The following is an 11,905-nucleotide window of genomic DNA, read 5'->3' as shown; positions in this document are numbered from 1 at the left end:
CGCACCGTGCGCGACGGTGTGATGATGGTGAGCATGACCGATTCACCGGAAGACGCAGGCGAGCCACCGGCCGTAGACTTCACTCTCGAGCGCGCACATCCGCACCGTCGGTTCCACATCGACGCGGGCGGTGATGCGTCGGGCGACCCGGTTGCGGTCGAGGCGGGAGCGATCGCGGCCGAGTCCGACGGCTACGACGGCGCCCTCGCCACCGAAACTCAGCACGATCCGTTCGTCGGGCTCACGCTCGCCGCCCGTCGCACGGAACGGATTCGATTGGGCAGTGCCATCGCCGTCGCGTTCGCACGCAACCCGATGACGGTGGCGGTGACCGCGAACGACCTCGCCACCGTCTCGCACGGACGGTTCATGCTCGGGCTCGGCTCGCAGGTGCGCCCGCACATCGAACGCCGGTTCTCGATGACCTGGTCTCAGCCGGCCAAACGAATGGCCGAATTCGTGGAAGCGGTCCGCGCGATCTGGCACAGTTGGGCGAGCGGTGACCGGCTTAACTTCCGCGGTGAGTTCTATCAGCACACGCTCATGACGCCGTTCTTCGACCCCGGTCCGAATCCGAACGGAACGCCACCGATCCTGATCGCGGGCGTCGGCGAGCGGATGACCGAGGTCGCCGGGCGCGTGGCTGACGGATTTCTCAGCCACAGCTTCACGACCAAGCGTTATCTGGAGGAAGTAAGCATCCCGGCGTTGCAGCGCGGCCGCGCGGCCGCAGGCCGTGATCCGCACATGCTCGGCATCGGCGTGCCCGCCTTCGTGGTGATCGGTGAGACGCAGGCGCAACAGGATGCCGCGGCGCTTGCCACGAAGAAGCAGATCGCCTTCTACGGTTCGACCCCGGCGTACCGGGGGGTACTCGATCTGCACGGCTGGGCGGGCCTGCACGAGCGCTTGCATCCGGCATCCCAGCGGGGCGAATGGGATGCGATGGGCGCCATGATCGACGACGAGGTGCTGGCCGAGTTCGCGGTCACGGGCACTCCGCGTGAGGTTGCCGCCCAACTGGTCGAGCGCTTCGGCGAGATCGCCTCGCGGGTGTCGTTCAATGCGCCGTATCCGGTCGAGCCCGGGCTGTGGTGGGAATTGCTCGCCGAATTGGACTCGATCGGCTGACGACACGTTCCGCTGAACGACCGGCGCGCAACGAGTGCAATACCACCGGCGACGAGCAATCCGAGCCCGACCAGGGGCCAGTCAGCAGTGTTCGAACCTGTACTGGCCAGCGCCGTGCCGTCGGATCCGCTCGAGGGAGACACAGATACCGGTGCTACGCCGGCGCCGCCTTGCGAACCACCTGGTGTTCCTGGTTCTGGAGACCCGATCGCCCCGTTCCTACTCCACCGGGCGAACAGGGTGAGACTCTGCGGGCCGTCGACGCCCAGGTCGGTGGTCTCGACCACCCGCGTGCCGCCGACCGCGGCGGTGTACCAGCTGTCGAACGTGTACCCCCACCTCGTTGCGGCCGCCGGGAACGGTACTTGTCCGATCTCGAAGGATGCCGCGAACACCGGCCCGGCGTTCGCCTGCGGTGGAGTGCCCCCGTTACCGTCGCCGCTGATGCCGGCTCCACCGTCACCGATTGCGGTCACCACGCTGCCGCGGATCTGAACCCAGTCGTTCCCTTGCTCTGCCTTGCCTCCCCCGATTCCCGCACTGCGGAAGCCGCCGGTCGCCGTCACCACGCTACCGCCGATGTCGACAGCCGCACCCTGTCCGTCGGGGGCGCTGCCGATCCCGGTACCGCTGCCCGTATCGCTTCCGCCAGTGGCCCTCACAGAGCTGCCGTAGCCGATCGAGATTTGCAGAAAGGAACCATTGGTCCCCCCGCCGATTGCGGAAGCCGCCGGTCGCAGGGCCGCTCGCGATGACCGTGCTTTCGTGGATGGTGATCGTCCCGCTGGATCCAGCGAAACCTTCGCCTATCCCGGCACCGCCGCCTCTGGCCTTTACAGTGAGCGAGCCGCCGCAGACGGTATCTTCGATCGTCAGCGCAGTCCCGACCGGCACGCCCAATGCGGGTAGCTGGCTGTTGTCGGGAGTGTTGAGTTCAAGTTTGTTCCCGTGCAGTTCGAGGGTGACCGACGCGCCGGCGCGGACAGCGATCAGGGGGTCCTGCGTTGTCCCCACCAGGTTCTGGCTCAACGTGATCACCGGGCCGGTGCTGGCACTGCTGAATGCGGCGGCCATCGTGACGCACTGAACGCCTTCTTCTTTTTCATTTCGCAGTCCTCTTGCCCCGGCAGAGCCTCGGGTCACACCCACAGTGCTACTTCTCACTGTCGTCGCCGGGCCTATGCGGCTGCAATAGACCTAGGTCCATGCGTGAGGAAGCCTCAGCGTCAGCCGGCCCGTGTTCGAATCACGGACCGGCTTTCCCCTTGTTCGCTCGACGTGGCGTCAGCCGCGACGCGCGCGCCGTCTGTTGCGGCTTGCCTTCCCTGTGATTATGAGACCGGCTCCGAGGAGCAGAGCGATGATGCCGACCAGGAATGGCGTGCCGTCCACAGACGAACCGGTGGATGCCAATGAACTTGACCTGGTCGACGTGGGCGTGAGCGACTGGGTGGGAGCAGCGGGAATGACTGGGGCCGCCCCACCTCCGGGCGTGGCATCCCCTGGCTCGCCCGGTGTGCTTGCGTCGCCGCGTCGTGACACCGTGTATGTCGCGTTGACGAGCCCACTGGCATCGGCCGCGCTGATACTGGCCGCGCACTGATAGGGCGCGTCCGGCCCGGCGGCAACGCCGCCGAGGTTCGGGGCGCCGTCGAAGATGGCGCAGGTGGCGGACGGGGCGCCGCCCGGGTTCCACGTCATGCCTGTTCCGGTGACCCAGTAGTTTGTGGGCACGCCGGCCTGGACAATCTGGTATTGGAATGAGCCATGCGCGATGGCCCCGCCGGTTTTGGCCAGATCGGTGACCTCATCCGTCGTGGACCAGACGGTCGAACCGCTCGCCTGAACGGCCGCGTCGCCCGGGGCGGAGGTATCGTGGACCAACTCGGTGCTGGCGGTTAGCGGCAGAGAGTATGTGCCACTGGCCAGACTCACCGCATCGGTGGAGCCCGTGCCGTTTTTCGTCGACACGGTGCCCTGCAGCGTGATCTTCTTGCGGTCGGTGGTCGGCAGATCGACCGTCATGGGCGTGAGTCCCCACTGGTTGTGCTTGATCGTTGTGTTGGGAAAGTCGGTAACGACGTTCGTCACGTCGAAGTACCGGTCTCCGTCGTGCACGATGATTTCACCCACGGTGTGCAGCATCGGCGGTGTCCCCTCGATCCACCCGCGTTTTCCAGGGTGGATCGTCATCCCGACCGTCTGACTGGTCGTGGTTGTCTCCGTGACTGACCGCTCGTAGTGCACCTTCAGCGTGGTCTCGAACTTATAGCCGAGAGGCGACGCGGCCCCGGCAGTGATGTCGATTTCGAAGCCGCCCGAGTTGGTGACACTCTGCGCACCTGTTGTTGTGAGCGACTCGGTCACGTCACTACTTGTGGCATTGTTGATGACGCTGGTGACCGGAAAACCTGTGCCATACGTGTCCTGAACGGTTGCCAGCGACAGGCCGCATTCGTCGATGTGTGCAGTGCAAACCCGATTGACCAATTCTTTCTGTGCCAGCGGTTGGCTGACAACGGTCATCGCCCTCCTGGTCACCGCGAACGTTGCTTCGTAGTCGCCGCGACCGCCGCCCACGAACCTGTCCGACGTCTTCTGGCAGTCATATGGAGAGACCGCTACCGGCTTGAGAGACTTCAGGCCGACGCTCGCCTTGACGGGGTCCTGGTCATAAATGAAGCACTTGGCTTCTGGGGCATACCGTGTGCCGCGATAGTTCTGTGACCAGCCCGCGACCCAGAAGGGGCTGGCCACTCCGGCGTCGACGATGCGATAGACGAAGGTCGTCAAAGCAAGTTTCGGCTCGATCGGGGCGTCCCCATCACGCAGCACAACGTCGAAGCTGGTGCTGCTGTTCACGCCGACCGTGGCGCTTCCATCGACGTGGTAGGGAATGTTATTCGACTCGAACTCCCCATCCTTGAGGGCGATCGGGCCCTGCGTGTTGATGATTCCTTGTGCCTCAGCCGCCTTGTTGAGGCCGATCCGGTAGCTGATCTGACCTTCCGGCAACGCATTCCGTACGGACGTGTCACAGGTAAACGGCGCCGGGTTCGCCGGCGTGCCTCCCGCGCCGGGATCCCCTTGGAATACGTAACAGGAACCTCTCGGGTTCCAATTGACCGACGGCCCGTAGAAGGTGGCCTGAATCCAGTATCCGGTTGGCTGCCCGAGCATGTCGATCTGATAGGTGAACGAACCTTTCGGCCAATCTCCGGATCCGTAGTCGCCGGAGACGGTGAGAACGTCAGCTGCCGTGGTCACGGTGGTCGGCATCTGGCTCGGCGATCCGTTAGGTGCCGGTGCCAGAAGATGGCCGTTCGACAACGTTACCTGGGACAGTGTGACTGACGCGGTGGTGTCCGAATGGACCGTGCCTGCCTCTGCCACTGGCATGTTGGGTGCCGGTGGTGCCTGTAGCGCATCCAGGCCCGGCGTTTGCGCTGCCGGCGGCTCACTGGGTGGTTCACTGGGTGACGGCGTGGGCGTCGCGCTCGGTGTTGTCGTGGGTGTGGGCACCGCCAGGCTCCGGTCGCTCGTGCTCGGGGCGGGTGTGGCGGTGTCTGATGGTGTGGCGGTGTCTGACGGCGTGGCGGATGTCGTGATCGCCGGAGGGGGCGGGTCACCGGGTGTGGCCGTGTCGGCCTGCGCGGCCAGCGGCAGCAGCAGCGCGCCGAACAGGCTCAGAGATGCCGCCATGGTGACGGCGCCGAATACTCTCTTGCTCTTCATCTACGTGACTCTTTTCGATGTTGTGGGTTGCGTGCGGCAATGAGTAGTCCGGCACCCAGCAGCAGGGCGAGTAGCCCGGCCAGATAAGGTGCCGGGTCTAGGGACGAGCCGGTGGATGCAAGACCGCTGATCCGACTGGATGCTGGCGCCGACGGTGACAGCATGTCCGTCGTCGAACCCACTGGTGCGATCTCGGCCGGCGGCGTCGTTGTGCCGTCCGGCGTCACCGAAGCCGACCGTGGCGAGACGGTGAAGGTCGCGTTGACGGTGCCGTTCTCATCCGCTGGGCCGATCGTGGTCAGGCACTGGTACGGCGCATCAGCGGCCGCCGCACCACCGTCGGCCGGGTTGCCATGGTAGATCACGCATGCCGCGGCGGGATTTCCATCTGCAGCCCAGGTGTCGCCTGTGCCGGTCACCCAGTATGCAGTCGGAGCGCCGTCTGCGGCGATCTGATAGGTGAAGGAGCCCTCGGCTTCTGCGCCGCCGGTGTCGTGCGGATCGACGATCGTTTCTACCGTGGACCAGGTGGTGGAGCTGTTCTCGCCGACCGACGGGGCTCCGGCAGTCGAAACGTCGCGAACCGGCGAGGCGATATCGGTGAGCGGCAGTGCGTACGCCCCGTTGATCAGGCTCAGCGGCGTCGACAGAGTCGTACCAGTGTTCGTGCGCACCGACCCGCTCAGCATCGCCTTCTTCTGCGGGTTCGGCACATAGCCGTCGGTGTGGAACGTCACAGAACTGGCGCCGTTCTTGATCGGAAAGACCGCACCGGCATTGATGACCTTGTACACAACACCGTTGTCTCGAATGTAGAGATCTCCGACGGCGGTTGCCACCTCGGTCGACGCCTCGAACCAGGCCGTTGTGAGCGGCGGAACATCGAAGTTCTTGTCGTCGGTGACCGTTGTGGAATCGGTGAGCGTGTACGAATAACTCGCCTCGATGCTGGCCTCGAAGAGGCCCATGAACTTCGCCGACACGCCGACCTTGACACCGACTGTGTTGGTTGTGCCGATCGTCTTCGATATTGCCGTGTGCTCGTGCAGCGTCACATCGGCACTGGCGTTTTGATAGAGGGCGCTGGCCATGACCGGGTCGCTTTGCGCCCGTGTCACTTTGGCGAGCACCAGCCCGCAGTCACTCAGGTCTTCTGTCGTACAGTGCGCTTGAACCAGGCTGTTTCTCAGCGACCGGTTCTGCCCGTTGTCGGGGAGAACACGGACAACCGTCGGAGCGATGACGAAGTCGACCACCCAATGCCCGCGATCGGGACGGTTGAAGCCTTGCGCCGTGCAGGTGAACGGCGCAACGGTGAGTGGCTTCATCGACGAGGGGTTGTCGAGGTAGCCGAGCGGGTTCTGAGCGAAGATGTAACATTCGGCATCGTGCCGGAATGTGGACTGGCGGTCGTTTGATGCCCAGCCCAATACCCAGTAGTTCTGCTTCAGGCCGTTGGTGCTGATCTGGTAGATGAATGTCCCCTTGGCCATGTGCGGATGGACTGGGAGAACGTCTCCGTCGCGATATACCGAGTCGAAAGACGTCGAGCCGTTCGCCGCAACGGAGGGCGCGCCCAAGTCGGCGTACGGTGTGCTGATCTCCCAGTAACCGGATTCGAGCGAGACCCCGCCTTTGGTCTGGACGGAACCTTGCACTTCCGCTTGATTGTTGAGAGCGACTGAGAAATTGACGCTGCCGTGGTAGTACTCGAAATACGGTGAAAAGTCTTGCACCACCGTGCTGTCGCACGTGAAGGGTGCGGGGTCGGCCGCGGGCACATCCGCGTCGCCGGGGTCCCCGGCGTAGACGTAACAGCTGCCACCGAGTCCGAGCAGGTCGGTCGTGGTGGTGTGCGCCCTAATCCAGTAGCCGGTCCGAACACCCATCATGACGATCTGGTAGGTGAAATCGCCGAAAAGCGGATTGTTGGAGCTGAAGCGGCTGCGTGCATCATAGACGGTTGTCGATCCGGCGATCTCGATGGGAACGCTCTTGCTGAACGTTCCGATCGATGATTTCTTGACATAGTGACCGTCGGTCAGGCCTACCTTGTTGACGCTGGCGGTCACCGTGAATATCCCGTCTGCGGTGAAGTCGATCGGCGACGAAGACACCGCATTCGGTGCCGTGGCGAGCAGACTACTCACTGCTGGCGGTGCTGGCGAGTCGATCGGCGCGGAATTGGTGTCGCCGGGCGTCGGAGCGCCGGTCTGGGGAGCGGCGCCGTCGACATGTGGCGCTGGTGGAGTACTCGGCGTGGGTGTGGACGTCGGTGTCGCCGGTGCCTCAGGTGCTGCGGTTGACGAGGGGTGCGTCGTGCCCGGTATCGACGGTGTGGTGGGCCCTGCGGTCGTGCTTGCGGTCGACGTCGATGGTGGCGAGCTGGCGGCGGGAGTGTCCGCCTGCGCGGCCAGCGGCATCAACAAGGCCCCCAACAGGCTCAGGGACGCCGCCATCGTGACAGCACCGAATGCTTTCTTCATTTTCATTTCGCAGTCCTCTTGCGCCCACAGCGTCTCGGGTGACACCCACAGCGCTCCTTGTTCACTGTCGTCACCCGGCATCCCCGCTGCAATAGACCTAGGTCTATGTGTGAGGAAAGTTCAGCGTCAGCCGGCGAGGTAGCGGATTACGGCGAACACGCGTTGCTGGTGATCGTCCCCAGCCGGCAGGCCGAGCGCCTCGCAGATGTCCGCCGTGTGCTGTTCGACGGCGTGCTCGCCCAACCGCAGTTGAGAGGCGATCCACGCGATGCCTCTGCCCTCAGCCATCAGGCTGAGAACCTCGCGCTGACGGGGGGCGAGGCGGCCGACCCCGCCATCCGTCAGGCGGGACCGCGCGACCATGACGGCAACGACCACCGGGTCCAGAGCCGTTCCGCCTGCCGCGACCCGGCTCACGTCGGCACAGAACGTGTCAACGTCTGCGATGCGCTGTTGCAACAGATAGCCAACTCCGCCGGGGTGGCCGTCGAGCAACTCCCGCGCGTCACGCCGTTGCACGTCCTGGGAGAGCACCATGACGGCCGTCTGCGGATACGCGGCGCGAATGTGCAACGCCTCCCTCAGCCCTTCGTCGGTGTGCGTCGGCGGCATCCGGATGTCCGAGATGACGATATTCGGATGGTGCCGATTCACTGCCCTCTCGACCTGTTCGGTATCGGTGACCGCCGCATCGACGTCGAAGCCGAATTGCTGCATGATCTGCTGCAGCCCCTGCCTCAGTAGCGTCTCTTCTTCTGCGATCACGACGTGCATGGCAACTCCACACGAAGGTGGGTTCCCCTGCCCGGTTCGCTTTCGATCTGCAGGCGACCGCCGACCACGTCAACGCGGTCGCTCAACCCGCGCAGGCCCGTTCCTCGAGTGGGGGTCGCTCCGCCGACGCCATCGTCCCGGATCTCGATGAGCAACAGGTCGTTCACGCGCTCGAGGTGAACGGCGAAGGCCGTCGCTTCGGAGTGTTTGAGTGCGTTCGTGAGGCCTTCCGCGATGACGAAGTATGCGGTGCTCTCAACGGAGGCCGACAGCGCCCCGTCATCCAGTTCGATGTCGAGTTTCGTCGGCACGGGCATCTGGTCGACGAGATCTTCTGCCGCGGCCGACAGTCCCTGCTCGATCAGCGCAGCAGGCATGACGGCGTGCACGATACGGCGCAGGTCTGCGGCGGCGCCGTCGATGCCCACGCGCAACGTCGTTGCACCCTCACGCACCAGGCGTGAAGCTTCAGCTGCGCGAGCGAGTTGCCCGGCCTGCAAAGCGAGCAGTACCAGTTGCACCTGCAGCCCGTCGTGAAGGTCTTGTGCGATCCGGCGACGTTCCCGATCGGCTGCTTCGACCAGCCGTGAACGCGATTTCAGCAGTGCCTGCTGGCTCGCGAGGAGTTCAACCGTAAGTCTTTCCCGGTCGACGGCGATCGCGACGACCCGACCCGCCGTGCGCACCAAAGCCGGGTCGCCGATCAGCATGGAATCGTATTCGATCGCGCCGACCAATCGCCCATCTAGTTCGATTTCGACCAATTCACGATCGGGGCTATCCGCGGGCAGCGTTGCGGCGTGGCCGTCTGCGTCGACGAACGCTCCGCGCTCTGCGACCCAGAACACGACTCGCAATGTGTCGTCGCCGAGCGTTCGGGCCACGGCACTGGTCAGCTGCGGCCGTGCATCGCTGGCCGTGCCAAGCCAGGCGCCGAGCTCCTGGAGTTCACCGGTGCGCGCGAAACCGCCCCGCAGCACACAGAGCGCAAACGCGATCGGTATCCCGCCCAACACGACCACCTGTGCGGCCGGCCGCAGATAGGGCACCGGGCCGAAAAGTGCGTCGAGCACATTCGAGCCGAACGAGACGAACAGCACGGCGAAGATCGCGTAGCCGAATAGTGGGATCAAGACCCGTCGATGCGTTCGGTCGCTGCGCCGCAGGCGTTCGATCAGAATCACGGCGGTTGCCATGGTGACGATGGCGCCAGCCCCGCGCTGCACCCAGGTCCCAAGCGTGACGAGGTCTGGCCTGCCAGCGATCGTCATGGCTCCGACATCCCCGGTGCCGTCGAAAAGGTACAAGGGCGCCTGTAAGACCAGCGCGACCACGTACCCGGCGATCACCGTTGCCCGCTCGAACCAGCCATGTAACCGACCCGACGGAAAGGCGATCAGCAGATGCAGGGTCACCGCGAACACCAGGGTCGTGCACGCCTCGCCGACGACGTCGAGCCCCGCGGTCTCCGTGTTGCCCAAGCCGCCGAGGAACAGTGCGTAACCACACAGGATGATCAGCGGCCCCATACCATTGCTCGGACGTAGCCGCCAGGCAAGCAATCCGCCTGCCAGATACACAAAGAATGCAAGGGTGAACAGCAGAATCAGCCACGCGATCGGAGTGATCGGGAGCACTAAGGCGAGGAAGATACCGGCAAGCAGCACGCCGGACGCGGCGATCAGCACGAGCCCGCGGTCCAACGACCGCGCCAGCGGCGATCGCGTGCGCTCGCGATGCATCATATGCACAGCCTAAGGTCACCGTTTCCCCCAATCGCCTCTTTGCCCGGCAGAAATCATCCATCATCAGGTGATTTGCTGAATACCTGCTTACTGGCTGTGCTGACAATGCGGATGGCTGCGCTTGGCTTCCGGGTCGCCGCACGCCGCGTGCTCTGCTGCTGTCCACCTTCCGCGATGCGAGCCGCTGTGCGCAATAGACCTAGGTCCACTTGCCGAGCAGTATCCGGCTGTGCTGGGCCGCGGCGTACGTCGAGCTGAACGATCCGCAAGATGGATGAGCCGGCCCGGGCGAACCCAAAAGGGGACCTGGGTCTATGGCATGCGCTGCGCCTGCGGCGCAGACTCGGTCACGGTAGGCGCCCGTTGCGGCGTGCGGGCTGAACTCGGTGCCCGAGTCAGCCAGGAAGTAGACATGCACGAGAAGTCCGCCCGGAGACACAGGCTATTGGGTGCGCTCGGTTGGGGAACCGCCGTGCTGCTTGCAGTCAGCGGATGCGCGACGGGCGCCTCCCCCGCCGCTTCGCCGGCACCCCCACACGGCGACAGCGCGCACAGCAACAGCGCGCACAGTGACAGCGAAGAGAGGGCAGGGCATGGACACGATTGCTCCATCCACACGACACGACGCCACAGCGCGCGGCAGGTTCGGTCGGCATCGCGCGCGCTGGGGCATTCTGGGGCTGGGCACGGCAGTGCTACTCGCGGTCGCCGGATGCACGGCTGGCACAGCGGATGCGGCATCCGGCACGTCTTCCGCGTTTGCGCAGGCGTCGACGACCATACCCGTGGCCGGGTCGGCTGCAGCATGTGTGCCGGACGCGAAAAAGGTCGCGACCGCGAAGAACACGCAGTCGACCAAACCGGTCTCTGCGGCGCTGGCCGCGCAATACGACGCCGCGTTGTCCGCGGTGTTCGCGAAGGTGAAGAAGTCGGCACCGTCGGTCATCGTCGGCGTGCGCGGGCCGAAGGGCACCTGGACGCACGCGTACGGGGTGGCCGACCTCGCTACGAAGACGCCGACGACCACCGACATGTATCAGCGGATCGGGTCGATCACCAAGACGTTCGTCGCCACCGCCGTGCTGCAGTTGGCCGAGCAGAAGAAGTTGTCTCTGGATGATCCGATCGACAACTACGTGACAGGCGTACCCAACGGAACCCACATCACCCTGCGCGAACTGGTCACGATGACCAGCGGGCTGGCCAACTATTCAGCTGACCCGCAATGGAACAGCGACCAGTTGAGCGACCCCACAGCTCCGTGGACTCCGCAGCAGTTGCTGGCCGTGGCATATGGCGAGTCCACCGCTTTCCCACCGGGAACGGCCATGCAGTATTCGAACACCAACTACATTCTGCTGGGCCTGGTGATCGAAAGGGTCACGGGCAAGTCGCTGCCGGAGGTGATCAAAGGCCAGATTCTGAAGCCGCTGAAGATGAAGTCGACGGCGTTCCCGCTGGATGCCGCATTCCCGAGCCCGCACCCGAACGGTTACACGCACGCGCTGAATGAGATCCTCGGTAGCAGTCCATCGAACGCGTGGGGCGATGCAACGAATTGGAATCCGTCGTGGGGCTGGGCTGCGGGAGCGATGACCAGCAATATCACCGACCTGTTCACCTGGGGTCGCGCGCTGGCCACCGGACAAGGGGTGCTGCCGGTCTCCGCTCAGGTGCAACGCCTCGACTCGTTCGGCAGTTCGAACCTCGGCGCAGACGAGTATTACAGCGATGGACTGATGTGCAAGAACGGCTGGATCGGCCACGGCGGCAACATCATGGGCTACAACTCGATGCTGCGCTATAACCCGGCTATCGACAGCACCATCGTCGTTGAGGCGACCGGAGACTCCGCGACGGCGACCCCGCCGCGCCTTGTGGTGGATGACGAGTTGGCCTCGGCGCTTGCGAAGGTTGCCGGGCATGATTACCCGGCCGCGATCATCCCGCCCGCCGGGCAGAAGCAGGCTGCGGAGGCTCCCGATCCCGATACGGAAGGCTGACGCGGCGGCTGCTATTGGTCACTGCAAGAGA

Annotated in this window: 7 protein-coding genes and 1 pseudogene; 3 read left to right on the top strand and 5 right to left on the bottom strand. The window is 64.6% G+C overall.

Going from position 1 to position 11,905, the window contains the following annotated elements; all coding sequences use genetic code 11:
* The first annotated feature begins 33 nt into the window (after positions 1 to 33).
* The gene (locus tag QU604_RS21130) at positions 34 to 1,131 is read left to right on the top strand and encodes a TIGR03617 family F420-dependent LLM class oxidoreductase (protein WP_308466573.1); all 1,098 of its coding nucleotides are present in this window, start codon (positions 34 to 36) and stop codon (positions 1,129 to 1,131) included.
* Positions 1,132 to 1,406: 275 nt separating this feature from the next.
* On the opposite strand, the pseudogene QU604_RS22295 reads toward QU604_RS21130, so the two are convergent.
* Positions 1,407 to 1,526, bottom strand: a pseudogene (locus tag QU604_RS22295) (hypothetical protein); the annotation flags it as partial.
* 566 nt (positions 1,527 to 2,092) lie between these two features.
* On the opposite strand from QU604_RS22295, the gene QU604_RS21120 reads away from it, so the two are divergent.
* On the top strand, positions 2,093 to 2,218 hold the full coding sequence (locus tag QU604_RS21120; RefSeq protein WP_308466571.1) for a hypothetical protein: 126 nt from the start codon (positions 2,093 to 2,095) through the stop codon (positions 2,216 to 2,218).
* Positions 2,219 to 2,415: 197 nt separating this feature from the next.
* On the opposite strand, the gene QU604_RS21115 is transcribed toward QU604_RS21120, so the two are convergent.
* The 4 genes from QU604_RS21115 to QU604_RS21100 form a co-directional block, all read right to left on the bottom strand.
* Positions 2,416 to 4,866, bottom strand: coding sequence for a hypothetical protein (locus tag QU604_RS21115; RefSeq protein WP_308466570.1), 2,451 nt, complete (start codon positions 4,864 to 4,866; stop codon positions 2,416 to 2,418).
* Positions 4,863 to 7,358, bottom strand: a complete 2,496-nt coding sequence (locus QU604_RS21110; RefSeq protein WP_308466569.1) for a hypothetical protein — start codon at positions 7,356 to 7,358, stop codon at positions 4,863 to 4,865. Before QU604_RS21110 ends, QU604_RS21115 begins: the two co-directional genes overlap by 4 nt.
* A gap of 120 nt (positions 7,359 to 7,478) precedes the next feature.
* A complete protein-coding gene (locus QU604_RS21105) occupies positions 7,479 to 8,126 on the bottom strand; it encodes a response regulator (RefSeq protein ID WP_308466568.1) in 648 nt (215 codons plus the stop codon).
* Positions 8,114 to 9,871 carry a sensor histidine kinase gene (locus QU604_RS21100; RefSeq protein WP_308466567.1) on the bottom strand — a complete coding sequence of 586 codons (1,758 nt, stop codon included), beginning with the start codon at positions 9,869 to 9,871 and terminating at the stop codon, positions 8,114 to 8,116. The genes QU604_RS21105 and QU604_RS21100 overlap by 13 nt, the downstream gene beginning before the upstream one ends.
* Before the next feature lie 569 nt (positions 9,872 to 10,440).
* On the opposite strand from QU604_RS21100, the gene QU604_RS21095 reads away from it, so the two are divergent.
* The gene (locus tag QU604_RS21095) at positions 10,441 to 11,874 is read left to right on the top strand and encodes a serine hydrolase domain-containing protein (RefSeq protein ID WP_308466566.1); all 1,434 of its coding nucleotides are present in this window, start codon (positions 10,441 to 10,443) and stop codon (positions 11,872 to 11,874) included.
* Positions 11,875 to 11,905: the final 31 nt, after the last annotated feature.

Source organism: Rathayibacter sp. SW19, assembly GCF_030866825.1.
GTDB classification, from domain to species: domain Bacteria; phylum Actinomycetota; class Actinomycetes; order Actinomycetales; family Microbacteriaceae; genus Rathayibacter_A; species Rathayibacter_A soli.
Note: the sequence above shows the minus strand (reverse complement) of the source record. Positions and strands in the feature narration are given on the sequence as shown.

Excerpts from the sequence above, each read along its gene's own strand:
- QU604_RS21130 (WP_308466573.1), top strand. The coding sequence starts at position 34 with ATGACCGATTCACCGGAAGACGCAGGCGAGCCACCGGCCGTAGACTTC.
- QU604_RS21115 (WP_308466570.1), bottom strand. The coding sequence starts at position 4,866 with ATGAAGAGCAAGAGAGTATTCGGCGCCGTCACCATGGCGGCATCTCTG.
- QU604_RS21110 (WP_308466569.1), bottom strand. The coding sequence starts at position 7,358 with ATGAAAATGAAGAAAGCATTCGGTGCTGTCACGATGGCGGCGTCCCTG.
- QU604_RS21105 (WP_308466568.1), bottom strand. The coding sequence starts at position 8,126 with ATGCACGTCGTGATCGCAGAAGAAGAGACGCTACTGAGGCAGGGGCTG.
- QU604_RS21100 (WP_308466567.1), bottom strand. The coding sequence starts at position 9,871 with ATGATGCATCGCGAGCGCACGCGATCGCCGCTGGCGCGGTCGTTGGAC.